The sequence below is a fragment of the Streptomyces inhibens genome (genome assembly GCF_022221585.1).
GTDB lineage: Bacteria > Actinomycetota > Actinomycetes > Streptomycetales > Streptomycetaceae > Streptomyces > Streptomyces inhibens.
Window position 1 is genome coordinate 6,144,239 of sequence record NZ_CP084681.1, and the last position, 26,045, is coordinate 6,170,283.

At 70.0% G+C, this 26,045-nt stretch carries 18 protein-coding genes, 2 pseudogenes and 1 riboswitch; of the genes and pseudogenes, 11 read left to right on the forward strand and 9 right to left on the reverse strand.

Annotation, left to right across the window (positions count from 1 at the left end; genetic code table 11):
* Positions 1–177: 177 nt before the first annotated feature.
* Positions 178–1,605 (reverse strand): MocR-like pyridoxine biosynthesis transcription factor PdxR, encoded by a 1,428-nt coding sequence (gene pdxR, locus KI385_RS27975; protein ID WP_238574927.1) that lies wholly within the window; start codon positions 1,603–1,605, stop codon positions 178–180.
* A gap of 46 nt (positions 1,606–1,651) precedes the next feature.
* Here pdxR (KI385_RS27975) and KI385_RS27980 point away from each other — a divergent pair, with 46 nt between their 5' ends.
* Complete coding sequence (locus KI385_RS27980; protein WP_238574928.1) at positions 1,652–2,137, forward strand: carboxymuconolactone decarboxylase family protein; 486 nt, start codon at positions 1,652–1,654, stop codon at positions 2,135–2,137.
* A 120-nt stretch (positions 2,138–2,257) separates the two neighbouring features.
* Here KI385_RS27980 and KI385_RS27985 read toward each other — a convergent pair whose 3' ends face one another.
* The 3 genes from KI385_RS27985 to KI385_RS27995 are packed head-to-tail and all read right to left on the reverse strand — an operon-like array spanning position 2,258 to position 3,986.
* A complete protein-coding gene (locus KI385_RS27985) occupies positions 2,258–2,992 on the reverse strand; it encodes an isocitrate lyase/PEP mutase family protein (RefSeq protein WP_238574929.1) in 735 nt (244 codons plus the stop codon).
* Positions 2,989–3,447 carry a carboxymuconolactone decarboxylase family protein gene (locus tag KI385_RS27990; protein WP_238577871.1) on the reverse strand — a complete coding sequence of 153 codons (459 nt, stop codon included), beginning with the start codon at positions 3,445–3,447 and terminating at the stop codon, positions 2,989–2,991. Before KI385_RS27990 ends, KI385_RS27985 begins: the two co-directional genes overlap by 4 nt.
* An 11-nt stretch (positions 3,448–3,458) precedes the next feature.
* Positions 3,459–3,986, reverse strand: coding sequence for a carboxymuconolactone decarboxylase family protein (locus KI385_RS27995; RefSeq protein ID WP_238574930.1), 528 nt, complete (start codon positions 3,984–3,986; stop codon positions 3,459–3,461).
* 47 nt (positions 3,987–4,033) lie between these two features.
* Here KI385_RS27995 and pdxR (KI385_RS28000) point away from each other — a divergent pair, with 47 nt between their 5' ends.
* Positions 4,034–5,497, forward strand: a complete 1,464-nt coding sequence (gene pdxR, locus KI385_RS28000; RefSeq protein ID WP_238574931.1) for a MocR-like pyridoxine biosynthesis transcription factor PdxR — start codon at positions 4,034–4,036, stop codon at positions 5,495–5,497.
* A 97-nt stretch (positions 5,498–5,594) separates the two neighbouring features.
* Here pdxR (KI385_RS28000) and KI385_RS28005 read toward each other — a convergent pair whose 3' ends face one another.
* Both KI385_RS28005 and KI385_RS28010 read right to left on the reverse strand, forming a co-directional pair.
* Positions 5,595–6,206 (reverse strand): GNAT family N-acetyltransferase, encoded by a 612-nt coding sequence (locus KI385_RS28005; protein ID WP_238574932.1) that lies wholly within the window; start codon positions 6,204–6,206, stop codon positions 5,595–5,597.
* 683 nt (positions 6,207–6,889) lie between these two features.
* Entirely contained in the window at positions 6,890–7,276 is a 387-nt protein-coding gene (locus KI385_RS28010) for a hypothetical protein (protein WP_238574933.1), read from the reverse strand.
* 272 nt (positions 7,277–7,548) lie between these two features.
* Between KI385_RS28010 and KI385_RS44660 the strand changes: the two are divergent.
* Positions 7,549–7,647, forward strand: a pseudogene (locus tag KI385_RS44660) (IS5/IS1182 family transposase); the annotation flags it as partial.
* Positions 7,648–8,440: 793 nt separating this feature from the next.
* On the opposite strand, the gene KI385_RS28015 reads toward KI385_RS44660, so the two are convergent.
* Positions 8,441–8,845, reverse strand: a complete 405-nt coding sequence (locus KI385_RS28015) for a hypothetical protein (protein WP_238574934.1) — start codon at positions 8,843–8,845, stop codon at positions 8,441–8,443.
* A gap of 542 nt (positions 8,846–9,387) precedes the next feature.
* Between KI385_RS28015 and KI385_RS28020 the strand changes: the two genes are divergently transcribed.
* From KI385_RS28020 to KI385_RS28030, 3 genes are all read left to right on the forward strand, one after another.
* On the forward strand, positions 9,388–16,131 hold the full coding sequence (locus KI385_RS28020) for an Ig-like domain-containing protein (protein WP_281066912.1): 6,744 nt from the start codon (positions 9,388–9,390) through the stop codon (positions 16,129–16,131).
* 279 nt (positions 16,132–16,410) lie between these two features.
* A complete protein-coding gene (locus KI385_RS28025) occupies positions 16,411–16,815 on the forward strand; it encodes a hypothetical protein (RefSeq protein WP_238574936.1) in 405 nt (134 codons plus the stop codon).
* A gap of 10 nt (positions 16,816–16,825) precedes the next feature.
* Entirely contained in the window at positions 16,826–18,016 is a 1,191-nt protein-coding gene (locus KI385_RS28030; RefSeq protein ID WP_238574937.1) for a glutathionylspermidine synthase family protein, read from the forward strand.
* A gap of 116 nt (positions 18,017–18,132) precedes the next feature.
* Here KI385_RS28030 and rocD read toward each other — a convergent pair whose 3' ends face one another.
* Complete coding sequence (rocD, locus tag KI385_RS28035; protein WP_238574938.1) at positions 18,133–19,338, reverse strand: ornithine--oxo-acid transaminase; 1,206 nt, start codon at positions 19,336–19,338, stop codon at positions 18,133–18,135.
* 137 nt (positions 19,339–19,475) lie between these two features.
* Positions 19,476–19,579, forward strand: a riboswitch (ZMP/ZTP riboswitch).
* 41 nt (positions 19,580–19,620) lie between these two features.
* On the opposite strand from rocD, the gene KI385_RS28040 reads away from it, so the two are divergent.
* From KI385_RS28040 to KI385_RS28055, 4 genes and pseudogenes are all read left to right on the forward strand, one after another.
* The gene (locus KI385_RS28040; RefSeq protein ID WP_238574939.1) at positions 19,621–20,901 is read left to right on the forward strand and encodes a serine hydroxymethyltransferase; all 1,281 of its coding nucleotides are present in this window, start codon (positions 19,621–19,623) and stop codon (positions 20,899–20,901) included.
* Positions 20,902–21,095: 194 nt separating this feature from the next.
* A complete protein-coding gene (gene trpS / locus KI385_RS28045; protein WP_238577872.1) occupies positions 21,096–22,106 on the forward strand; it encodes a tryptophan--tRNA ligase in 1,011 nt (336 codons plus the stop codon).
* A 183-nt stretch (positions 22,107–22,289) separates the two neighbouring features.
* Complete coding sequence (locus KI385_RS28050; protein ID WP_238574940.1) at positions 22,290–22,874, forward strand: 2'-5' RNA ligase family protein; 585 nt, start codon at positions 22,290–22,292, stop codon at positions 22,872–22,874.
* A 128-nt stretch (positions 22,875–23,002) separates the two neighbouring features.
* A pseudogene (locus KI385_RS28055) lies at positions 23,003–23,950 on the forward strand (YihY/virulence factor BrkB family protein); the annotation flags it as partial.
* 381 nt (positions 23,951–24,331) lie between these two features.
* Here the strand turns inward: KI385_RS28055 and KI385_RS28060 are convergent.
* Positions 24,332–25,756 (reverse strand): D-alanyl-D-alanine carboxypeptidase family protein, encoded by a 1,425-nt coding sequence (locus KI385_RS28060; protein ID WP_342593530.1) that lies wholly within the window; start codon positions 25,754–25,756, stop codon positions 24,332–24,334.
* Positions 25,757–25,766: 10 nt separating this feature from the next.
* Here KI385_RS28060 and KI385_RS28065 point away from each other — a divergent pair, with 10 nt between their 5' ends.
* The gene (locus KI385_RS28065) at positions 25,767–26,045 is read left to right on the forward strand and encodes an SCO4848 family membrane protein (RefSeq protein WP_238574942.1); all 279 of its coding nucleotides are present in this window, start codon (positions 25,767–25,769) and stop codon (positions 26,043–26,045) included.

Sequence of the window (26,045 nt, forward strand, 5' to 3'; positions counted from 1 at the left end):
CACTCCCTACCTCCACACCGAGTTGATCACTGTGCGTATGCGCAGCACTACGATCGAGGGTAGGTGCGGGCAGTGACAATGAGTGAGCGAAAGCCGCGTATCGGGGTCGCATCCGGCTTCTCTACGCCCTCGGTGCCTCTTTACGCCCCGGCGGCTCTCTACGCGCCCGGCGCCTCTCTACGCCCCCGGCGGCAACGCCCGGCACAGTGTCTCCAGGGCGGCCGGGAAGGCGCTGTCCGATGGGGTCGCGTAGCCGATGACCAGGCCGTGGCGGGGTGGCATGGTGGCGTCGGGGTGGCGGTAGTCGGTGAGGGCGTCGAGGGCGAGGCCCTGCCAGTGGGCGGCGCGCAGGGCGGTGCCTTCGTCGGACTCGGTTGCATCGTGGGGGAGTTGGAGCACGGCGTGCAGACCGGCGGAGATGCCGGTGACGGTGAGGTGCGGGGCCTGGGCCGTCACGGCGTCGACGAGCTGGTCGCGGCGTCGGCGGTAGCGCTGGCGCATACGGCGGATATGGCGGTCGTAGGCGCCCGAGGTGATGAACTCGGCGAGGGTGAGCTGGTCGGTGACGCCTGCCCAGGCCTCGCGTTCGCCCTTTGCCTCCAGTACGGCGTCCACGAGGCGGCCGGGGAGCACCATCCAGCCCAGGCGGACGGCCGGCGACAGGCTTTTGCTGACCGAGCCGAGGTGCAGGACGCGTTCGGGGTCCAGGCCCTGGAGGGCGCCCACCGGCTTCCGGTCGTAGCGGAATTCGCCGTCGTAGTCGTCCTCCAGGAGGTAACTCCCGGTGGCTCTGGCCCAGTTGATGGCGGCGGCGCGGCGGTCGGGGTGGAGCGGGACGCCGGTGGGGAACTGGTGGGCGGGGGTGAGCAGCGCCGTGCGTATGTCGTCGAGAGCCGACAACTCGCCGGTGTTCGCGCCGTGTTCATCGATCGCGAGGGGGTGGGTGCGGACGCCTGTCGTGGTCAGCAGGTGGCGGTGGAAGGGGAGGCCGTAGGACTCGACGGCGAGGGGGCCGGGGAGGACGGCGGGGAAGAGCAGGCGCAGGGCGTGGGCGAAGCCGGAGCAGATGACGATGCGGTCGGGGTCGGTGCGTACGCCGCGGGTGCGGGCCAGGTAGTCGGACAGGGCGCGGCGCAGTTCGGGGCGGCCGCGCGGGTCGCCGGGGCCGAAGGCGTCGTTGGGGGCGGCGGTCAGCGCACGGCGGGCGGCGGCCAGCCAGGCGGTGCGCGGGAAGGACGCGGCGTCCGGCTGGCCCTGGAGGAGGTTGTGCGTGGGGCGGCGCTTCGGGGCGCGGCGGGCCGGGGCGCGGGTGGGTGCCGGCGGTTCGGCGCGCTGGGCGACGCGGGTGCCGGACCCCTGGCGGGCGCTGAGCCAGCCCTCGGCGACGAGTTCGGCGTAGGCGTCGGCGACGGTGTTACGGGCGATGCCGAGGTCGACGGCGAGCGAGCGGTAGGGCGGCAGACGCGTGCCGGGGGCGAGGCGTCCGGACCGTACGGCGTCCCGTAGCGCGCGGATGAGGACGGCGCGGCGGCTGCCGGGTCCGGTCAGCTCCAGATGCAGATCGGCGCCCAGACTCTCCGCGAGATTGACCCATGATTCCGGCATGGAAATGCACCCTACAGCCGGTCGCCCGGGCTCATAGATTCAAGGCATGACGAATCAAGAGCACAGCAACGACGCAGCGGTCCGCAGCCCCCGGGTGAACTTCGCCAAGGCCGCCCCCAAGGCCTTCAAGGCCCTCATCGGCTTCGACGCCGCCGCCCGCGAGGGGCTCGACCCGGCCCTGGTCGAGCTGGTCCAGATCCGTTCCTCGCAGCTCAACAAGTGCGCGTACTGCCTGCACATGCACACCACGGATGCGCGTAAGGCGGGGGAGAGCGAGGAGCGGCTGCACATGGTGGCCGTATGGGAGGAGGCGGCGGACTTCTTCACCGCGAAGGAGCGGGCGGCGCTGGCGCTCACGGAGGCCGTGACGCTGGTGTCGCACGGCGGTGTGCCGGACGACGTCTACGCCCGGGCCGCCGCGCACTTCGACGAGGCGGAGCTGGCCCGGCTGCTGGCGCTGATCTTCACGATCAACACCTGGAACCGGATCGCGATCAGTACGGCGAAGGTGCCCGGGACCGACGAGCGGTGAGGTGGGAGGGGTGAGGGGCGGGAGAGCGGTGAGGGGTGGGAGCGGTGAGGGGCGGCGCGGGCGTCCCCGATTCGCCCGCCCCACCCGCCCCACCCGCCCCGCCCGCCGTCCGGACCGGGGTCAGCCCTCCGCCGACAGCTCCTCCCGCAGCCGCTCCGCCATCCCCGCCACGGCCGCCATGGCCTGATGCTGGAGCCCGGGGCCGAAGGTGATCCGGGAAGCGCCCAGGGCACCGAGTTCGCGCGGTGTGGGGCCGCCCGGGGTCACCACGGCATTGACCGGGAGGCCGATACCGGCGGCCAGTTCACCCAGCAGCGGCGGCGGGGCGAGGATCGGATAGACGCAGTCGGCACCCGCCTCGGCGTAGAGCCGGCCGCGCCGCACCGTCTCCTCCGTGTCCTGCACACCCCGCAGATAGGTGTCGATCCGGGCATTGATCACCAGCGCGTCGCCCGCCTCGGCCCGCACCTGCGCCAGCCAGTCCGCCTGTTCCCGCGGGTCCCGGAGCGCGCCGGTGGCAGGGTCGGTGTCCTCCAGGTTGCAGCCCACCGCACCGGCGTCCGCGAGCCGGCCCACCAACTCCTTCGCGGACAGCCCGTATCCGGCCTCCACATCCGCCGAGACCGGCACGTCCACGGCCCGTACGATCCGCGCGACGGCCGCGAACATCTCGTCGGCCGGCGTCCGGCCGTCCTCGTATCCGAGGGACGCCGCGACCCCCGCGCTGGGCGTGGCGAGCGCCGGGAAACCGGCGTCCGCGAACACCTTGGCGCTGGCCGCGTCCCACGGGCCCGGCAGGACCAGCGGCAGGTGCGGTCCGTGGTGCAGGGCGCGCAGAGTGGCCGAGCCGGTCATGAGGTGCCTCCCGGAGGGACCCGGACCGTCACATTGATGCGGTTCCAGGCGTTGATGGTGGTGATCAGGGCGATGAGGTGGGCCAGCTCGGTCTCGTCGAAGTGGGCGGCGACCCGGTCGTAGACGGCGTCGGGCACAAAGCCGTCGGTCAGGACGGTGACGGCTTCGGTGAGGGCGAGGGCGGCCTGTTCCTTCTCGGTGTAGTGGCCGGTGGCCTCCTCCCAGGCGTTGAGGAGGTGGATGCGCTCCTCGGTCTCCCCGGCCTTGCGCGCATCCGGCACATGCATGTCGATGCAGAAGGCGCAGTGGTTGATCACCGAGGCGCGGATCAGTACGAGATCCACCAGCGCCGGGTCGAGCTGCCGCTTGGCGGCCGTGGTCAGCGCCAGCAGCGTCCGGTGGATCTCGGGCGAGAGCTTCCAGAACGGAAAGCGCTGAGTGGTGGCCGGCGCCATGGTCCCGCCGTTCACACCTGGCCTGGGCTCATACGGGTGGACACGCCGAAGCGGTTCCAGGCGTTGATGGTGGTGATCAGAGCGATCAGCTGGGCCAGTTCCGGCTCGTCGAAGTGGGCGGCGGCCCGCTCGTACACGGCGTCGGGCACAAAGCCGTCGGTCAGGACGGTGACGGCTTCGGTGAGGGCGAGGGCGGCCTGTTCCTGCTCGGTGTAGTGGCCGGTGGCCTCCTCCCAGGCGTTGAGGAGGTAGACGCGCTCCTCGGTCTCCCCGGCCTTGCGCGCATCCTTGATGTGCATATCGATGCAGAATGCGCAGTGGTTGATCTGCGAGGCACGGATCTTGACCAGCTCGACCAGCGCCGGGTCGAGGCCCTTCTTCGCCGCGGCGTCCAGCGCGATCATGGCCTTGAAGACATCGGGTGCCAGCTTCGCCCAGTGGATCCGGGGGCCGTGCCGGTGCGCCGTTACCGCTGCGGCCCCGGCGGCCGCGGAGGTGCTCTGTGTGCTCTCAGTGGTGTGAGTGGTCTGTGTCGTCATGCCTACGACGCTACGGCGGCAGTGGCGCAGCTGTATGGTCCATTTCCATGGAGAGTTCGTGGGCAACTTTCGGGCGTGATCTGCATCTGGACCTCACCGGTCCCGGCGGGCTGCGGGCCGCACTGCTGCGCGCGCTACGGGACGCCGTACGGTCCGGGCGGCTGACCCCCGGCACCCGTCTGCCGTCCTCCCGCTCGCTCGCCGTCGACCTCGGCATCGCCCGTAACACCGTCGCCGACGCCTACGCCGAACTCGTCGCCGAGGGCTGGCTCAGCGCCCGCCAGGGATCCGGCACCCGCGTCGCGGAAAGGGTGCTGGCGCGCGCCACGCCCGCCAACCGGCGCGCCCCCGGCCCGGCCGACCGCGCCGACCGGCCACGCTTCGACCTCACCCCGGGCACCCCCGACATCTCCACCTTCCCGCGCACCGCCTGGCTGGCCGCCGCCCGCCGCGCGCTGACCGCCGCCCCCAGCGAGGCCTTCGGATACCCCGCCCCGGCCGGCCGCCCCGAACTGCGCCGGGCACTCTCCGACTACCTGGCCCGCGCCCGCGGTGTCCGCGCCGACCCGGACCGCATCGTCGTCTGCGCCGGCTTCATGCAGGCGCTGGGGCTGCTGAGCCGGGTACTGCGTGCCGAAGGCGGCAACCCGCCGGGTCGGCCGGGCGACGGCTGGCGGCAGGGCGACGGCCAAATCGCCGTGGAGTCCTACGGACTCGACTTCCACCGCCATGTCATCATCCGCGCCGGACTGCGCACGGTGCCGCTCCAGGTGGACGAACACGGCGCCGACACGGGCGAGTTGGCGGCCCTCGACGATGTACGCGCGGCGCTGCTCACCCCCGCGCACCAGTTCCCCACCGGCGTGGCACTGCACCCCGACCGCCGGGCCGCCGCCGTCAACTGGGCGCGCGCCACCGGCAATTACATCCTGGAGGACGACTACGACGGCGAGTTCCGCTACGACCGTCAGCCGGTCGGTGCCCTCCAGGGTCTGGACCCCGAGCACGTCGTCTACATGGGCACCGCGAGCAAGAGTCTCGCCCCGGCGCTGCGGCTGGCCTGGATGGTGCTGCCGGAGCGCCTCCTCGACCCGGTGCACGCCCTCAAGCGGACCGGTGAATGGCCGTCCAGCTCGCTGGACCAGCTCACGCTCGCCGAGTTTCTGACCTCGGGCGCGTACGACCGGCATCTGCGCGGTATGCGGCTGCGCTACCGCCGCCGCCGCGACCAACTGGTCGAGGCGCTCGCCGCGCACGCCCCCGCCATCCAGGTCTCGGGCATCGCGGCCGGGCTGCACGCCGTGCTCGAACTCCCGCCCGGCACCGAGCAGTCCATCGTCCAGGCCGCCAACTGGCAGAGCCTCGCCCTGCACGGCCTGGGCGGCTTCACCGACCCGTCCGCCACCGCCGTTCCCCGCGACGCCCTGGTCGTGGCGTACGGCACCCCGCCCGAGCACTCCTTCGCCGGCGTTCTGGACGCACTGCTGAGGGTGCTGCCGCCGGGGGAGTAGGGGCTGGCAAGTCCGGGCGGGGTGCCCACGACACCCGCCTCACGGGGCCTGTACGTAGGACACCCGCCTCACAGGTCCTGTACGTACGACATCCGCCTCACAGGTCCCGTACGAACGACACCCGGTCGAGCCCCGGCCCGTCGTAATCACGGTGCACCGGTACGCCGTGCTCGTCGGTGCGGTCGCCCGGCTCCAGCCGGAAGCCCATACGGGCGTGGTACGCGATGGAGTCGCGGTTGTTGGGGCTGGTGATGCAGCGGATCCCGGTGCGGCCGGCCGCGCGGGCCGTGGCGAAGAAGCGGTGGTAGAGGGCGCTGCCCACGCCGCCGCGTTTGCCGTCCGGGCACACGCCCACGAAGTGGATGTAGGCGGTCTCGGGGTCCGTCTGGGACAGGAAGCCGATCAGGAATGCGTGCAGGGTGCGATCGGGGCGCTCAACGAGATAGCTGGTGTCGGCGAAGTGCTGGAGGAACAGCCGCGGTACGAGCAACTGGCGTTGCAGCGCGCCCGCGTCGCCGCCCAGGCCGCCCCACCAGTCGGCCAGCGCCAGTTGCAGCCGCGGGTGGTCCGACGGCGTCGGGTGACGCAGTATCAGGTCCCCTGGCAGTGCCTGTTCTGTCTCCACTTCTGCCTCTACTTCTCCAGCCACTTCTGCGTCCATCTCCATGTCCATCTCCGTGTCCACCTCTTTGGCTACCGCTTTATCCATAGCGATCAGCGTAGACGCGAGTGATCTGGAAGCCTGGCGGAAAATCGCCCATCAGTCTCTCGGCCACTTTCAGGGATGGATTGTTCCGGACAGTCACGGCCTGAAGTCCGTGATCGCCGCAGCCATGTGCTGCTACAAACGCCTGGTCAATCTCGCCGACGTGCCCAACCGGCCCATGCGTCATGAGGGGCCGTCCGGCCCTTCCGGCATCGAGGTTTCGACGTATTCTAGTTTGATGAGGAGTGGAGTAAGTCGTGGAAAACTCAAGGAGATTGGTGGTTCGAAATGACCGGCAAATGCGCTCGCCGGCAAGGAATCAAGCGGGCGAGCAGGATCACCGTGGTCGCCGTGATGGCGACAGGAACATTCCTGGGAGGCGCCGGTACAGCTCTGGCGAATACCGTCCCGGCCACAGCGCATGCGGTGAAGGCAGCCCCGAGCATCGATTACTACGTCGGGCAAGCGAAGCCCCCACCTGCGCCCACAAACTGGAATGCGTACACCAACGGCTTTGATGAGGGAAGGCCGATAGGCGCGAAGAAAGCGGACGCCGATTTCAAGAAGAATGGTCGCGGAGGATCCCCTCCCACATTTGCGGGAAACACCGACTTCGCGAAAGGAATGCGGCAGGGGATGATACAGGGGTATGTCGATGAGATAGCTCTGCATCCAAAAGATCTGAGTCAAGGCCTGAGTGCAGAAATGCTGCACACGACGGTCCAAGCGATCCTCAACGCACCTCCGGAGTCCCAGCCGTCGCAGTCGCCTACGACTACCACGACTGCGACAACTCCCTCGGTACCGACTACTGCGACGACGACAACTCCGGGTACGAGTGCCACGCAGTCGACCGAATCCTCGGTACCGACTACTGCGACGACGACAACTCCGGGTACAAGTGCCACGCAGTCGACCGAATCCTCGGTACCGACTACTGCGACGACGACAACTCCGGGTACAAGTGCCACGCAGTCGACCGAATCCTCGGCGACGACTACTGCGACGACGACAACTCCGGATACTGGTGCCACGCAGTCGACCGAACCTTCGGTAACGACTACCACGTCCATGACGACCCCGGATACGGGTGCCACGCAACCGACTTCGAGCAGCTGCGACACCTGCTGACTCGGGAGATTGCTCCCCCGGGAGAATGGGGCTGCTTCAAGAAGAGCGGGCTGCCCGACGACAAACCGTACCCGGCGCACCGGGTGCAAGGGGCGGAGCCTCTCCATAACTGTTTCCAGGTGACGGTGGACAAGACCGCGCAACGACTGCGCATGTGTCTGGTGTGACCGGCCTTGGTCATGTACCGGTACACCGTGGTGGTCCCGACGCCGAACCCGGACGCGAACGAACGCCCCCCCGGAAGTGCCTCGCGTTTCTCGGCCTCGCCGCAGCCATGTGCTGCTACAAACTCCTGATCAAACTCACCATGTAGGGCACGGTCTTGGACGGCCCCCGACCAAAGATGCTGGTCAAGGGGCCTTTACCTGTGCAGGGTATGGGATCGCAGCAGCGAGAATATTGAATACACGGCAATCTCATCGTCGCGCCCAACCGGCTCATGTGTCATGGGGCCGTCCGGCCCTCCCGGCATCGAGATTTCGACGTATCCTGATTTGATGAGGATGGAGTAAGTGGTGGAGAGCTCAACGAGATTGGTGGTTCGAAATGGCCGGCAAACGCGCTCGCCGGCAAGGAATCAAGCGGGCGAGCAGGGTGACCGTGGTCGCCGTGATGGCGACAGGAACATTCCTGGGAGGCGCCGGTACAGCTCTGGCGAATACTGTCCCGGACACAGCACATGCAGTGAGGGCGGCTCCGAGCGTCGACCACTACGTCGGGCAAGCGAAGCCCCCATCCCAGCCCATCGACTGGAATGCCTACAACAACGGCTTTGACGAAGGGAAGCCGATAGGTGCGAAGAAGGCGTACACCGATTTCAAGAAGACTGGTCACGGAGGATCCCTTCCCGCATTCGCGGGCGTCACCGACTACGCCAAAGGAATGCGGCAGGGGCTGATAGCGGGGTATATCGAGGAGAGGGATCAGCTGCTCAAACTTCAAGGCCCTCAAAAACCTCAAAAACCTCAAGGATCTCAAGGCCCGACGACTGCAGCTATGCTTAACATGACGGTCTTTACGATGCTGGGGGAACAGTCGTCCAGTCCGGCGCAGTCGCCTACAACTACCACGACTGCGACTGCGACAACTCCGCAGCATGGCACCCATCAGCCGTTCGTGCCCTCGGTACCGACTACTGCGACTTCGACGACTCCGGGTACGGGTGCCGCGCAGTCGACCGAATCCTCGACGCCGACTACTGCGACTTCGACGACTCCGGGTACGGGTGCCGCGCAGTCGACCGAATCCTCGACGCCGACTACTGCGACTTCGACGACTCCGGTTACGGGTGCCGCGCAGTCGACCGAATCCTCGACGCCGACTACTGCGACTTCGACGACTCCGGTTACGGGTGCCGCGCAGTCGACCGAATCCTCGACGCCGACTACTGCGACTACGACGACTTCGGATACGGGTGCCGCGCAGTCGACCGAACCCTCGGCGACGACTACCACGTCCATGACGACCCCGGATACCGGTGCCACGGAGCCGGCCTCGACCAGCTGCGACACCTGCTGACTCGGGAGATTGCTCCCTCGGGAGAATCGGGTAGCTACAAACGCCTCAGCGAACTCACCACGTAGGACACGGTTTTACAACTCCCCTATTAGCGAGGCCGGTTGATGGGAGGGGAGCCCTCAAAACCCGCCCCTCGATGAACAGAACGCATTGCAGGGGTGAATCGTTGGGAGTGGTGGAGCTTCCGTCGGGCGTGAGAGAGCCCGGCGCATGCCGGCGGGCGGCCCGCGTCGGCGTACGCAATCTCTGCGCCCTGTGGTGCACGCCTTGCGTGCCGCCGGGTCGATGGGCGCTGCGCCAATCAGGGGAAATCCTTGCGGCGACTATGGCGTGGCTGTGCGGTCAACGCCGTTACTGATGCTATCGACCGGCGGGTCGCCCACCCATGGGAGGACATCGGTATGCAGATGCGAATCCCCATCACCTGAGATGTGCCCGGCGTCGTCCCTGAGGATGTTGCCGCCTCCCCGAGACCTTCACGCTTGGCGGGGAGGTGAACGGCCCGCCACCTCCACACCACTTGAAGGGCCGCACTATGGCACCCACCATCACGTTGGTGTCCGCAGCGCCGAATCCGGCAGTCTTCGGACAGACCGTGACCTTGACCGCAACGGTCGTCCCCATCGGACTGGGCACACCTACCGGCACCGTGACATTTGTCGTCACGGGCGGGCCCACTTTGACCGGGACCCTGGTCGGCGGCACGGCGACCGTCACCATCAGCGCTCCAGCCGTCGGGTTCCACACCGTCACCGCCACCTACAACGGCAGCCCCTTCTTCGGGCCGTCCACCGGCAGCGGCGGTCTGTTCGTGTTCCAGGCGTCGACCACCACCACGGTCACCTCGTCCCCGGACCCGTCGCTCTTCGGGCAGCCGGTCACCTTCACGGCCACCGTGGCGCCGGTCGCGCCGGGCGCGGGGACACCGACGGGTACGGTCACCTTCGTCATCGGAGGCGGCGGGGGCGGCACGCTGACCGCGCCGCTCGTGGGCGGTACGGCCACGGTGACGACCAGCACTCTCAGTGCCGGCACACATCCGGTCACCGCCACGTACAGCGGCAATGCCAACTTCTCGGCGTCCTCCGGCACCGACACACAGACGGTCCAGTCCAGCGGCGCGACGATCACCACGGTCACCTCGTCCCCGGACCCGTCGGTCTTCGGGCAGCCGGTCACCTTCACCGCCACCGTCTCGCCGGTTCCGCCCGCCTCGGGTACGCCGACCGGCACGGTGACCTTTGTCATCTCCGGTGGTCCCACGCTGACCGGGACGCTGTCGGGCGGCACGGCGAGCGTCACCACAAGCGCCTTGGGCGTCGGACCGCACACCGTCACCGCGACCTACAGCGGTGACGTCAACTTCAGCACCTCCACGGGGACCGACACCCAGTTGGTGAACAAGGCGTCGACGACCACCACGGTCACCTCGGCGCCGGACCCGTCGGTCTCCGGGCAGACGGTCACCTTCACCGCGACCGTCGCGCCGGTCGCGCCGGGTGCGGGCACTCCCACCGGCACGGTCACCTTTGTGATCACCGGTGGTCCCACGCTGACCGGGACCCTGTCGGGCGGTACGGCGAGCGTCTCCACAAGCTCCTTGAGCGTGGGTACACATGCCGTCACCGCGACCTACAGCGGCAGCGCCAGCTTCAACCCCTCCACGGGGACCGACACCCAGACGGTGAACAAGGCGTCGACGACCACCACGGTCACCTCCTCGCCCGACCCGTCCCTGGTGGGGCAGTCGGTGACCTTCACGGCCACGGTCGCGCCGGTCGTGCCCGGTACGGGGACACCGACGGGCACGGTCACCTTCGTGATCAGTGGCGGTGGCGGCGGCACGCTGACCGGCACGCTTTCGGGCGGTACGGCGAGTGTGTCGACCAGTTCGCTGGGCGCCGGCACGCACACCGTCACGGCGACGTACAACGGTGACGCCAGCTTCAACACCTCCACCGGGACCGACACCCAGACGGTCGGCCCGGCCTTGACGACCACCACGGTCACCTCGTCCCCGGACCCGTCCCTGGTGGGGCAGCCGGTGACCTTCACCGCAACCGTCGCGCCGGTCGCGCCGGGTGCGGGCACTCCCACCGGCACGGTCACCTTCGTGATCAGTGGCGGTGGCGGCGGCACGCTGACCGGCACGCTCTCGGGCGGTACGGCGAGCGTGACGACCAGCTCGCTGGACGCCGGCACGCACACCGTCACCGCGACCTACAGCGGTGACGCCAACTTCTTGACCTCGAGCGGCGCCGACACCCAGACCGTCAACCAGGCGTCGACCACCACCACGGTCACCTCCTTCCCCGACCCGTCCGTGGTGGGGCAGTCGGTCACGTTCACCGCCTTTGTGGGGGCAGTTGCTCCCGGCGGCGGGGTCCCGACCGGCACCGTCACGTTCGTCGCCACCGACGGGGTCACCACCGTGACCCTCACCGGGACCCTGGACGGCAGCGGTGTCGCGGCGGTGAGCACCAACGGGCTGGTCACGGCCGGCACTTACGTCATCACCGCGACCTACGGCGGTGACGCCAACTACACCGGCTCCAGCGACACCGACACCCAGACGGTGGGCCAGGCGTCGACCACGACCTCGGTCTCGTCGTCGCCGGATCCGTCCGTGGTGGGGCAGCCGGTGACCTTCACCGCGACCGTGGCGCCGGTCGCGCCGGGTGCGGGGACGCCGACGGGTACGGTCACCTTCGTCATCACCGGTGGTCCGACGCTGACCGGCACCCTTTCCGGGGGTACGGCGAGCGTCACCACCAGCGCTCTCGCCGTCGGTTCGCACACGGTCACCGCGACCTACGGCGGTGACGCCAACTTCACGGGTTCCAGTGGGACGGACACCCAGACGGTGGGCCAGGCGTCGACCACGACCTCGGTCTCGTCGTCGCCCGACCCGTCCGTGGTGGGGCAGCCGGTGACCTTCACCGCGACCGTGGCGCCGGTCGCGCCGGGTGCGGGGACGCCGACGGGTACGGTCACCTTCGTCATCACCGGTGGTCCGACGCTGACCGGCACCCTTTCCGGGGGTACGGCGAGCGTCACCACCAGCGCACTCGGAGCCGGTTCGCACACGGTCACCGCGACGTACAGCGGTGACGCCAACTTCACGGGTTCCAGTGGGACGGACACCCAGACGGTGACCCAGGCGTTGACCACCACCTCGGTGACCACGTCGCCGGATCCGTCCGTGGTGGGGCAGACGGTCAGCTTCACGGCCACTGTTGCCGCGGTTGCGCCGGGTGCGGGTACTCCCACCGGCACCGTGACGTTCCTCGCCACCGACGGGGTGACCACGGTGACCCTCACCGGGACGCTCAGCGGCGGCTCTGTCACCGTGAGCACCAACGGGCTGGTGACCGCGGGCACTTACCTCGTCACCGCGACCTACAGCGGTGACGCCAACTTCGTCGGATCCGCCGGGACGGACACCCAGACCGTGGGCCAGGCGTCGACCACGACCTCGGTCAGCTCGTCGCCCGACCCGTCCGTCTTCGGACAGCCGGTGACCTTCACGGCCACCGTGGCACCGGTCGCGCCGGGTGCGGGCACACCCACCGGCACCGTCACCTTCGTCATCTCCGGTGGTCCCACGCTGACCGGCACGCTCTCGGGCGGTACGGCGAGCGTCACCACCAGCGCACTCGCCGTCGGTACGCACACGGTCACCGCGACCTACGGCGGTGACGCCAACTTCACCGGTTCCAGCGGGACGGACACCCAGACGGTCGTCCTGGCGCTGACCACGACCTCGGTCACCTCGTCGCCGGATCCGTCCGTGGTGGGGCAGACGGTCAGCTTCACGGCCACGGTTGCGCCGGTTGCGCCGGGTGCGGGTACTCCGACCGGCACCGTGACGTTCGTCGCCACCGACGGGGTGACCACGGTGACCCTCACCGGGACGCTCAGCGGCGGCTCTGTCACCGTGAGCACCAACGGGCTGGTGACCGCGGGCACTTACCTCGTCACCGCGACCTACAGCGGTGACGCCAACTTCGTCGGATCCGCCGGGACGGACACCCAGACCGTGGGTCAGGCGGCCACGGCCACCTCGGTCACCTCGTCGCCCGACCCGTCCGTCTTCGGACAGCCGGTGACCTTCACCGCGACCGTCGCGCCGGTCGCGCCGGGTGCGGGTACTCCCAGCGGCGTGGTCGTCTTCGCCATCAGCGGTGGTCCGACGCTGACCGGCACCCTTTCCGGGGGTACGGCGAGCGTGACGACCAGTGCGCTCACCGCCGGTTCGCACACCGTCACCGCGACGTACAGCGGTGATGCCAACTTCGCGACATCGAGCGGCGTCGACACCCAGACGGTGACCCAGGCGTTGACCACCACCTCGGTGACCACGTCGCCGGATCCGTCCGTGGTGGGGCAGACGGTCAGCTTCACGGCCACTGTTGCCGCGGTTGCGCCGGGTGCGGGTACTCCGACCGGCACCGTGACGTTCGTCGCCACCGACGGGGTGACCACGGTGGCCCTCACCGGGACCCTCAGCGGTGGCACTGTCACCGTGAGCACCAACGGGCTGGTGACAGCGGGCAGTTACCTCGTCACCGCGACCTACAGCGGTGACGCCAACTTCACCGGCTCCAGCGGGACGGACACCCAGACCGTGGTCCAGGCGGCCACGACCACCTCGGTGATCTCGGCGCCCGACCCGTCCGTGGTCGGACAACCGGTGACCTTCACCGCGACCGTCTCGCCGGTCGCGCCGGGCGCGGGGACTCCCACCGGTACGGTCACCTTCGCCATCAGCGGTGGCCCGACGCTGACCGCCACCCTCTCCGGGGGTACGGCGAGCGTCACCACCAGTGCGCTCACCGCCGGTTCGCACACCGTCACCGCGACGTACAGCGGTGACGCCAACTACACCGGATCGAGCGGGACGGACACCCAGACGGTGACCCAGGCGTTGACCACGACCTCGGTGGTCACGGCGCCGGATCCGTCCGTGGTGGGACAGACGGTCAGCTTCACGGCCACGGTGGCGCCGGTTGCGCCGGGTGCGGGTACTCCGACCGGCACCGTGACGTTCGTCGCCACCGACGGGGTGACCACGGTGGCCCTCACCGGGACGCTCAGCGGTGGCACTGTCACCGTGAGCACCAACGGGCTGGTGACCGCGGGTACTTACCTCGTCACCGCGACCTACAGCGGTGACGCCAACTTCGTCGGTTCCGCCGGTACGGACACCCAGACCGTGGGGCAGGCATCGACCACCACCTCGGTCAGCTCGTCGCCCGACCCGTCCGTGGTCGGACAGCCGGTGACCTTCACGGCCACGGTGGCACCGGTCGCGCCGGGTGCCGGGACACCGACCGGCGTCGTCACGTTCGTCATCTCCGGTGGTCCCACGCTCATCGGCACGCTCTCGGGCGGTACGGCCAGCGTCACCACCAACGTACTCGCCGCCGGTTCGCACACGGTCACCGCGACCTACAGCGGTGATGCCGGCTTCACGGGTTCCAGTGGGACGGACACCCAGACGGTGAACCAGGCGTCGACCACGACCTCGGTCATCACGGCGCCGGATCCGTCCGTGGTGGGTCAGCTGGTGACCTTCACGGCCACTGTCGCGCCGGTTGCGCCGGGTGCGGGGATTCCCACCGGTACGGTGACGTTCGTCGCCACCAACGGGGACACCACGGTGACCCTCACCGGGACCGTCGTGGCCGGGACTGCCGTCGTCAGCACCAACGGGCTGGTGACCGCGGGCAGTTACCTCGTCACCGCGACCTACAGCGGTGACGCCAACTTCACCGGCTCCAGCGGGACGGACACCCAGACCGTGGTCCAGGCGGCCACGACCACCTCGGTGATCTCGGCGCCCGACCCGTCCGTGGTCGGACAACCGGTGACCTTCACCGCGGCCGTTTTGCCGGTCGCGCCGGGCGTGGGTACTCCCACCGGCACGGTCACCTTCGTCATCACCGGTGGCCCGACGCTGACCGCCACCCTCTCCGGGGGTACGGCGAGCGTCACCACCAGTGCGCTCACCGCCGGTTCGCACACCGTCACCGCGACCTACAGCGGTGACGCCAACTACACCGGATCGAGCGGGACGGACACCCAGACGGTGACCCAGGCGTTGACCACCACCTCCGTGGCCACGTCGCCGGACCCGTCCGTAGTGGGACAGACGGTCAGCTTCACGGCCACGGTTGCGCCGGTTGCGCCGGGTGCGGGTACTCCGACCGGCACCGTGACGTTCTTCGCCACCGACGGGGTGACCACGGTGGCCCTCACCGGGACGCTCAGCGGTGGCACTGTCGCCGTGAGCACCAACGGGCTGGTGACCGCGGGCGCTTACGTCGTCACCGCGACGTACGGAGGCGATGCCAACTTCGTCGGTTCCGTCGGGACGGACACCCAGACCGTGGGGCAGGCGGCCACGACCACCTCGGTGGTTTCGGCGCCGGACCCGTCCGTGAGCGGTGAGCCGGTGACCTTCACCGCGACCGTCTCGCCGGTCGCGCCGGGCGCGGGTACTCCCAGCGGCGTGGTCGTCTTCGCCATCAGCGGTGGCCCGACCCTGACCGCCACCCTCTCCGGGGGTACGGCAAGCGTCACCACCGGGCTGGACGCCGGTTCGCACACCGTCACCGCGACCTACGGCGGTGACGCCAACTACACCGCGTCCAGCGGGACCGACAGCCAGACGGTGACCCAGGCGTCGACCACCACCTCGGTGGCCTCGTCGCCCGACCCGTCCGTCTTCGGACAGCCGGTCACCTTCACCGCCACGGTCGCCCCGGTCTCACCCGGAGCCGGCACCGTGACCGGCACGGTGACCTTCGTCATCAGCGGTGGTGGGGGCGGCACGCTGACCGCCACCGTCGTCGGGGGTACGGCGAGCGTCACCACCAACTCCCTTGACGTCGGTGCGCACACCGTCACCGCGACCTACAGCGGTGACGCCAACTTCGCCGGTTCCACCGGTACGGACACCCAGACGGTGAACCAGGCGTCGACCGTCACCACGGTCACCTCGTTCCCCGACCCGTCCGTCTCCGGAGGCACGGTCGCGTTCGTCGCCTTCGTGGCGGCGCTGGCGCCCGGAGCGGGCATTCCGACCGGCACGGTCGCCTTCACGATCACCGATGGCGTGACCACCGTGAACCTGACCGGAACCGTGGACCTCACCGGTGTCGCCGCCGTGAGCACCCCGCTGGTCACGCCCGGGCTCTACAACGTCACGGCGGTCTACTCCGGTGACGTGAACTTCACCACCTCCACCGACACCGACACCCAGACCGTCACCTGACCCTCCACTCCGACCCACCACACAGCGCCGGGCCGTCCCCTTGGGGCGGCCCGGCGTCCGCATGCGCCCGCACGGACCGGCCACGGCCTGCAGTACGGAGGCGGTGCCGAAGCGCAACGCGGAGCCAAGTGCACAGACCATGCCAAGGGCCGTGAACCGACTGTAGGGGGTGGAGTCGGGTACCGGGCAGGCCCGTAACCGGGGAGCGGGAGGCCGCCGTCTAGGCTGGCCCCCGCTCAAACGCATGTCCGTTGCCACATCCACGGGGGAAGGCAAGAAATGGCCGAGAAAGCACGCCGGCGACTGCGGTCGAGCACGGTGATCCTGGGCGGTATGGGCGCCCTGGCCGCCGCGCTGACGTCCTGCGGCTCCGAGCCCGACAAGCGCTGTGTGGACCGCAACAGCTACGACACCGTCAAGGGCTACCGCATCGTCGACTCCAAGAACTGCTCGGCGGGCGGAAGTTCGTCCTCCGGCAGCAGCGGTAGCAGTACCGGCGGCGGATACGGCAAGAGCGGCCGCGGCGCCGGCAAGCAGTCCGTCGACGGCCAGTGGTACTACGACCCGTCCAACGCCGGCGGCAAGTACGCCGACAGCGGCACCTTCAGCAAGAGCACGGCGGTCAACCGCGGCGGCTTCGGCTGCTCGGGCTCGCACGGCCGGTACGGCTCCGGCGGCGGGTGACGGGCGCCGTATGGAACGCCACACCATCGAGCCCCGGCCCGGCTGGCAGCAGACCGTCGAGGCACAGGGTCTGATCTACCCGCTGACCCGCTACCCGGACGACTCGCTGCGCCCGTACTGGGACGAGAGCGCGTACTACGCGTTCACCCTCCCCGAGGTCGAGGCCCTGGAGGAGGTCGTCGAGGAACTGCACGGCATGTGCCTGGCCGCGGCCGCGCACATCGTCGAACACAGCCGCTTCGCCGACCTCGGCATCGAGGACCCCCGGCTGGCGAAGCTGATCGCCGAGTCCTGGCGCCGGCGCGCCGAACTCCCCTCCCTCTACGGGCGGTTCGATCTGCACTACGACGGCAGCGGCCCGGCCAAGATGCTGGAGTACAACGCCGATACGCCGACCTCGCTGGTCGAGGCCGCGAGTCCGCAGTGGTTCTGGCTGGAGGACCGCTTCCCCGGCGCCGACCAGTGGAACTCGCTGCACGAGCGGCTGGTGGCGGCCTGGAAGCGGCAGGCCCCGCTGCTGCCGCCCGGCGCGCCGCTGCACTTCGCGCACTCCGCGGGCGACGAGCTCGGCGAGGACCTGATGACCGTCGCCTATCTGGAGGAGACGGCGCAGCAGGCGGGCCTGGAGACGGTCGCCCTCCCGGTGGAGGACATCGGCTGGGACCGGCTCTCGGGCCGCTTCGTCGACCAGCGGCTGCGCTTCATACGGGCCTGCTTCAAGCTCTACCCATGGGAGTGGCTGGCCACCGACGACTTCGGCCCGTACGTCCTGGACACCCTCGACAACGGCGGCGGCACCGGCTCCACCCTCTGGATCGAACCGGCCTGGAAGATGCTGCTCTCCAACAAGGCGCTGCTGGCGGTCCTCTGGGAGCTCTACCCCGGCCATCCGAATCTGCTGCCCGCCTATCTCGACGGGCCGCGCGAGCTGGCGCACACCCGCGGTTACGCCGCGAAGCCGCTGCTGGGCCGGGAGGGCGCCGGCGTCACCCTGCACGAGCCGGGAGCCGAGCCGGTGCTGCGCGGGCCCGACGACCCGTGCTGCTACCAGGAGCTGGCGCCGCTGCCGGACTTCGACGGCAATCGTGTGGTGCTCGGCGCCTGGGTCGTCGAGGACGAGGCGGCGGGGCTCGGCATCCGGGAGTCGGCGGGACCGGTCACCGACGAGTACGCGCGCTTCCTGCCGCATGTGATCCGCTGAGGGTGCCCCGTCCGCCGGGAGCGGGCGCGCCCCGTCCGCCGGGCCGGGGCGCAGCGAGCGGCCGGGACTCCTCGCCCGCCGGCCACCCGCTGCACGCCTGAAGCCCCGCGGCGCCGCTACGCCCCCAGCACGTCCCGCAGCTGACCCAGCCCCCAGTCCAGGTCCTCCTTGCTGATCACCAGTGGCGGCGCGAGGCGGATCGTCTGGCCATGGGTGTCCTTGACCAGCACCCCGCGCGCCATCAGCCGCTCGGACACCGCCCGGCCCGTACCGCGCGAGGGGTTGATGTCCACACCCGCCCACAGTCCGCGCCCGCGCACCGCGTCGACCGCGTCACCGGCCGCCAGCAGCGCCAGCTCGCTGTGCAGATGCTCACCCAACTCCGTTGCCCGCTGCTGGAATTCACCGGTCCGCAGCATCGCGATGACCTCCAGCGCCACCGCGCAGGCGAGCGGGTTCCCGCCGAACGTCGAGCCGTGCTCGCCCGGCGCGTACACGCCCAGCACCTCGCGGGAGGACACCACCGCCGACACCGGCACCACACCGCCGCCCAGAGCCTTGCCCAGCACATACATATCGGGCACCACGCCCTCGTGCTCGCAGGCGAAGGTCCGGCCGGTGCGGCCCAGCCCGGACTGGATCTCATCGGCGATGAACAGCACATTCCGGCTGCGGGTCAGCTCCCGTACACCCGCCAGATAGCCGGGCGGCGGCACCAGCACGCCCGCCTCGCCCTGGATCGGCTCCAGCAGCACCGCGACGGTGTTCTCGTCGACGGCCGCCTCCATCGCCGCGAGATCGCCGTACGGCACGATCTCGAAGCCGGGCGTGTAGGGGCCGAAGTCGGCGCGCGCCTCGGGGTCCGTGGAGAAGGAGACGATGGTGGTCGTCCGGCCGTGGAAGTTGTTGTCCGCGACGATGATCTTTGCCTGGCCGTCCGGGACGCCCTTGACCTTGTAGCCCCACTTGCGGGCCGTCTTCACCGCCGTCTCGACCGCCTCGGCGCCGGTGTTCATCGGCAGCACCAGCTCCATCCCGCACAGCATGGCCAGCTGCGTACAGAAGTCGGCGAACCGGTCGTGGTGGAAGGCGCGCGAGGTGAGGGTGACCCGCTCCAGCTGGGCCTTGGCGGCGTCGAGCAGCCGGCGGTTGCCGTGCCCGAAGTTCAGCGCGGAGTACCCGGCGAGCATGTCCAGATAGCGCCGGCCCTCCACATCGGTCATCCAGGCACCCTCCGCGGTGGCCACGACGACGGGAAGCGGATGGTAGTTGTGCGCGCTGTGGGCTTCGGCGGCGGCGATGCTGAGGTCCGTGGTCGTCACCGGTGACTCCGTTCCGTGAGGCCGTAGGGGCACATACGCCGATGCGCCCCCTTCCATTGTTGCGCCGACCAGGGGCCGACCTGCGGACCGGCGGACCGGCCTCGGCCCCGATCCGGCGGACAGGCTCTAGACTCTGCGATGCGTACCGCGACTGGCGTGCGGGGAGTGAACCCCGAGGGAGCGGTGTGCGGCCACCTTCATCAGGTGGCGCCACGAGGTGCCGCCCGCCTGGGCACCCGGGGAACACGACCGGACCACCGATCGACCGCCCCGGAGGACGCCATGACGATTCCCGCACCCGTCTCCCATCCCGCGCTGAGCGCCGCCGACCCCGAACTCGCCGCTCTGGTCGGCGCCGAGGAGCAGCTCCAGGCCGACACGCTGCGACTGATCCCCAGCGAGAACTACGTCTCGGCGGCCGTCCTGGAAGCCACCGGCACCGTCCTGCAGAACAAGTACAGCGAGGGGTACGCGGGCCGTCGCTACTACGAAGGCCAGCAGAACATCGACCGCGTCGAGACGCTGGCCGTCGAGCGCGCCAAGGCCGTCTTCGGCGTCGAGCACGCCAACGTCCAGCCGTACTCCGGCTCGCCGGCCAACCTCGCCGCCTACCTCGCCTTCGCCGAGCCCGGCGACACCGTCCTCGGGATGGCGCTGCCGATGGGCGGCCATCTCACCCACGGCTGGGGCGTCTCGGCGACCGGCAGCTGGTTCCGCGGCGTCCAGTACGGCGTACGGGCCGACAACGCGCTCATCGACTTCGACCAGGTACGCGACCTCGCCCGCAAGGAACGCCCGAAGATCATCTTCTGTGGCGGTACGGCCGTCCCGCGCACCATCGACTTCGCCGCCTTCGGCGAGATCGCCCGCGAGGTCGACGCCGTGCTCGTCGCCGACATCGCCCATATCGCCGGTCTGATCGCGGGCGGCGCCCATCCCTCCCCCGTACCGCACGCCGACGTCATCTCCACCACCACCCACAAGACCCTGCGCGGCCCCCGCGGCGCGATGCTGATGTCCCGGGCGAGCCACGCCAAGGCCATCGACAAGGCCGTCTTCCCGGGCCTGCAGGGCGGCCCGCACAACCACACCACCGCCGCCATCGCGGTCGCCCTGCGCGAGGCGGCCGCCCCGTCCTTCCGGGAGTACGCGCACGCCGTCGTCGCCAACGCCCGGGCGCTCGCCGAAGCGCTGCTGGCCCGCGGCTTCGACCTGGTGTCCGGCGGCACCGACAACCACCTGGTGCTGATCGACCTCACCTCGAAGGACGTCCCCGGCAAGGTCGCCGCGAAGGCGCTGGACCGGGCCGGCATCGTCGTCAACTACAACACCGTCCCCTTCGACCCGCGTAAGCCCTTCGACCCGTCCGGTATCCGCATCGGCACCCCGTCCCTCACCTCCCGCGGGCTGGGTACGGACCGGATGGCGCAGGTCGCCGAGTGGATCGACCGCGGCGTGGCGGCCGCGGCCAAGGGCGACGAGGAGACGCTGGCGGTGATCCGTACGGAGGTGGCCGAGCTGATGGCGGCGTATCCGGCACCGGGCCTGCCCATCGGGGCCTGAGCCACGGGAATACCCCCCGGTAACCCCCGCGTTGGGGCCCCGAAGGGGGCCTTCGCACCCCTTACGGGATGTGTTCGGTCAACCCCCAAGGGGCCTCCACGCCTGGGGAGCACGCGCGACCTGAGACAATCGGTGCCATGGCTCTCGAACGCCCGCCCGTCGCCCACCACCACCCTCAGGGGAATGGCTTCGCCATGCAGCGTCCTCCGCGTGTGCTCTCCGGCATTCAGCCCACGGCCGGCTCCTTCCACCTCGGCAATTACCTCGGTGCGGTGCGCCAGTGGGTGGCGCTGCAGGAGTCCCACGACGCCTTCTACATGGTGGTCGACCTGCATGCGATCACCGTTCCGCAGGACCCGGAACAGCTGCGGCGCAACACCCGCGTCTCCGTCGCCCAGCTGCTGGCCGCCGGCCTCGACCCGGAGCGCTGCACGCTCTTCGTGCAGAGCCATGTGCCCGAGCACGCCCAGCTCGGCTGGGTCATGAACTGCATCACCGGCTTCGGTGAGGCGTCCCGGATGACCCAGTTCAAGGACAAGGCGGCGAAGCAGGGCCAGGACCGTACGACGGTCGGCCTGTTCACCTACCCCGTGCTGATGGTCGCCGACATCCTGCTCTACCAGGCCGACCAGGTCCCGGTCGGCGAGGACCAGCGCCAGCATCTGGAGCTGACCCGCGATCTCGCGGACCGTTTCAACACCCGCTTCGGTGACACCTTCACGATCCCGAACCCGTACATCGTCAAGGAGACGGCGAAGATCTTCGATCTTCAGGACCCGTCGATCAAGATGAGCAAGTCGGCGTCCTCGCCCAAGGGCATCATCGACCTGCTCGACGACCCGAAGGTCACCGCGAAGAAGGTCAAGAGTGCGGTGACGGACACCGACACCGTCATCCGCTTCGACCGCGAGGCCAAGCCGGGCGTCAGCAATCTCCTGACGATCCTCTCCACGCTCACCGGCACGCCCGTCCCGGACCTGGTGCAGTCCTACGAGGGCAAGATGTACGGAGCTCTCAAGACCGACCTCGCAGAGGTGATGGTCGATTTCGTCACACCGTTCCGGGACCGTACGCAGGAATATCTGGACGACCCCGAGACGCTGGACGCCATCCTGGCCAAGGGTGCGGAGAAGGCCCGTGCGGTCGCCGCCGAAACCCTCGCCACCACGTATGACCGGCTCGGATTGCTCCCGGCCAAGCACTGACGGGACCGTTCGCGCGGCGGGCCACGGCCGGCGGCGCGGTCCGCGAAGGGCCCGGGGTCCCCACCCGTGGGGTCCGGGGGCCTGCTCGTAACAGGACCGAGGACGCTCCCCGCGAAGGGCGCGCACCCGGCACACTAAGAGGGTGCGCGAGCGCGCCGCACACACGTCAGGAGGGAGAACGCAGTGGGGACCGTAACGCTGGGCGTTTCGATCGCGGTCCCGGAGCCTCACGGAAGCTTCCTCCAGAGGAAGCGCGAGGGCTTCGGGGACCCTGCCGCACACGGCATCCCCACGCACATCACCCTCCTCCCGCCGACGGAGGTCAGCGCCGACGCGCTGCCCGGCATCGAACGGCACCTCGCCGAGGTCGCGGCCGCCTTCCGCCCCTTCCCGCTCCGCCTGGAAGGCACCGACACCTTCCGCCCGCTCTCCCCGGTCGTCTTCGTCAAGGTCACCGAGGGCGAGGCGGGCTGCACCGCCCTCCAGGCCCGGGTCCGTGCCGCCTCCGGCCCCTGCGCCCGCGATCTTCAGTTCCCGTACCACCCGCATGTCACGATCGCCCACGGCATCGCCGAGGACGCCATGGACCGCGCCGAGACCGAGCTCAAGGACTTCTCCGCGACCTGGACGATCGGCGGCTTCGCTCTGTACGAGCAGGGCGCGGACGCGGTGTGGCGTCTGGAGCGCGAGTACCCCTTCGGCCCCCGGACGGCGGGCGTCCCGCGCCAGGCCGCGGATCTCTCCCGGCCGCCGGCGCCCAGCTGCTAGCAGCCGGCCGGGCCGGCGGCCGCGCTTCGCGGGTACGCGGAAGCTAGTGTTCCGGATCACCGGGATACCGGCCGCGACCGCATCGGCGCGGAACGGCCGTACGGCGACTGGGGCACGAGGGGAACGCCATGGACTGGCTGAGCAGGCTGCCGGTGATCGGACCGGCCGTCATCTGGCTGATGACCACACACCTCTGGCGCGCCTACGAACGCATGCTCCGCGTGCACTGGACCAGGCTCGCCGCCGCGATCACCTTCACCAGCTTCATCGCCCTCTTCCCGCTGCTCACCGTCGGCGCCGCGATCGGCGCCCTGCTGCTCAGCGACAGCCAGCTGCACAAGCTGCAGGGCAAGTTCGCCGAACAGATCCCCGGCATCGCCGCGCAGCTCGACCTCGCCGGGCTCGTCAACAACGCCACCACGGTCGGCCTGGTCGCCGGTGCCGTGCTGCTGTTCACCGGCATCGGCTGGGTCCAGTCGCTGCGCGACTGTCTGCGCGCCGTATGGGAGAAGGGCGACGAGGACGTCAACTTCTTCGTCGGCAAGCTCCGGGACGGCGCCATGCTGCTCGGACTCGGCGGCGTGGCCCTGCTCTCGCTCGCCTGCTCGGCCTTCGCGTCCGCCGCGGTGGGCAAGGTCGCCGACGCGATCGGCCTGCCGGAGGGCGGTATCGGCAGCATCCTGCTGTCGGTCGCCGGCTTCTGTATCGCCGTCCTCGCGGACTTCCTGCTGCTCGGCTACGTCCTGACCAGGCTCCCCGGCGTTCACCCGCCCCGGCGCGCCGTCGTCGTCGCCGGGCTCCTCGGCGCGATCGGCTTCGAAGTGCTGAAGCTGCTGCTCAGCGGCTATCTCCAGCAGGTCGCCGCACGCAGCATGTACGGCGCCTTCGGCACCCCGATCGCGCTGCTGCTGTGGATCAACTTCACGGCGAAGCTGCTGGTGTACTGCGCTTCGTGGACGGCCACGACGGGGGAGCGGAACGGGGCGGGGGGAGAGGAACTCAAGGTGCCGGAGGGGCCGGACGGAGCCGGGGGGCCGGACGGAGCCGGGGGACCGGACAGAGCCGGGGGGCCGGACGGAGCTGAGGGGCTGGACGGAGCTGAGGGGCCGGACGGAGCCGGGGGACCGGACGGAGCCGGGGGGCCGGACGGAGCCGGGGGACCGGACGGAGCCGGGGGACCGGACGGAGCTGAGGGGCCGGACGGAGCCGGGGGACCGGACGGAGCCGGGGGACCGGACGGAGCCGAGGGACCGGACAGAGCCGAGGGAAGGGAGCGGCCGGAGGGAAGGGAGCGGCCGGCCGGACGGGCGCGGCCGGAGGGGGCGTAACCGCGCCCGCCCCCGCACCCCGCCACCCCGTCCGGCTCCGGCTCACCGTCCGGCTCCGGCTCACCGTACGGGGCCGCCTCACCTACGGGGCCGCCTCACCTACGGGGCCGCCTCACCTACGGGGCCGCCTCACTTACGGGGCCGCCGGCCCCGTACCAACTCCGGCAGCGGCCAGCGGCGGTGCACGGCCATCGCCACGACGCCCAGCAGCACCAGCGCGCCGCCGGTGATCCCCAGCGCGGTCCAGGCCCCGGCCGAGCTGTCGGTGCTGTTCAGCGCGGCCTGGGTGTTCCCGTGCCCGTTCTTGCCGCCCTTGGCGGCGCCGGTGCCGTCGTCCTCGCTCCTGGGCCCGACCAGTCGGCCCACCGGCTCCACCTTGTCGGCCGCCGCGAAGCCCCAGTCCAGGAGCTTGGCGGCCTCCTTGTAGGCCTCGTTGTGCTCCTTCTTCTCCGGGTTCATGACCGTGACGAGAAGCTTGCGGTCACCGCGCTGGGCGACACCGGTGAAGGTCGACCCGGCGTTGGTGGTCGAGCCGTTCTTCACCCCCGCGATGCCCGGGTACGGCTTGATGTCGTAATCACCGCTCAGCAGCCGGTTGGTGTTCTGGATGCCGAACGTCGCCCGCTTGCCGTCCTTGCCCTTGTCGCCGGGGAACTGCGCACTGGCCGTCGAGCAGTACTCGCGGAAGTCGGCGTTGTGCAGCCCCGACCGGGCGAACAGGCTCAGGTCGTACGCGCTGGAGACCTGGCCCGGCGCGTCGTAGCCGTCCGGCGTCACGACATGGGTGTCGTTGGCGTTCAGCTCCTTGGCGTGCTTCTGCATCTCGGCGACCGTCGCCTCCGTGCCGCCGTTCATCGCCGAGAGGGTGTGCACCGCGTCATTGCCGGAGCGCAGGAACACACCGAGCCAGAGATCGTGGACCGTATAGGTCAGGTTCTCCTTTATCCCTACGAGGCTGCTGCCGGCGCCCATCCCCGCCAGGTCGGTCGGCTTGACCGTGTACTTCTGGTTCTTGGGGAACTTCGGCATCACCGTGTCGGCGAACAGCATCTTCAGCGTGCTGGCCGGCGCGAGCTTCCAGTGCGGGTTCTTGGCGGCCAGCACCTTGCCGGACGCGGCATCGGAGACGATCCACGAACGGGCCGTCAGCGCGTCCGGCCCCGGCAGCTTCGGCGCACCGGGCCTCGGCGCCACCTGGACACCGGGTGTGCCCAGCCGGTCCCCGCCGATCTGCGACATCTTGCGGGGCGGCGCGGGAGTCTTCGGATCGGCGTACGCGGTGCCGGCCAGCAACGGGGTCGCCAGCAGCCCGGAGGCGGCCAGCGCGGCGACGGTGCGCACGGGGAAGCCGTTACGCACCGTGCGCCCGGCATTGCCGGCAGCGCCCGAAGCGAGGGCAGTGGTGGCGGTCGTGGCAGCGGACGGATCGGTGGAAGCCGTGGAAGCACAGAAGGTCGTCGGCACGTCGCTGAACGTACCCGGCTTTGCCCCCGCCGCCGACAGCACCCCACGGAAGAGTGCCCCTGCCGACCGCCGGATGGAGCCGCTGCCCATACTGGAACTCATGAAGCTCTCTCGCCCCGTGTCCTGGTTCCTGCTCGCCTTCGGGGTGTGGAGCTGGTTCATCTGGATCACTTTCGTCAAAAACCTCTGGAAGGACGGGAGCGGTCTCGCCTTCGACGACGCGGGTGACCCGACCGCCTACTTCTGGGTCCATCTGCTGCTCGCGGTGGCTTCCTTTCTCTTGGGGACGGCGATCGGCGTGATCGGGTTCCGCGGCGTACGGGCCCTGCGCCGCGAGGCCGCGCCGGAGAAGCCGGCCGACTCCTCCTCCGCTTCCTGA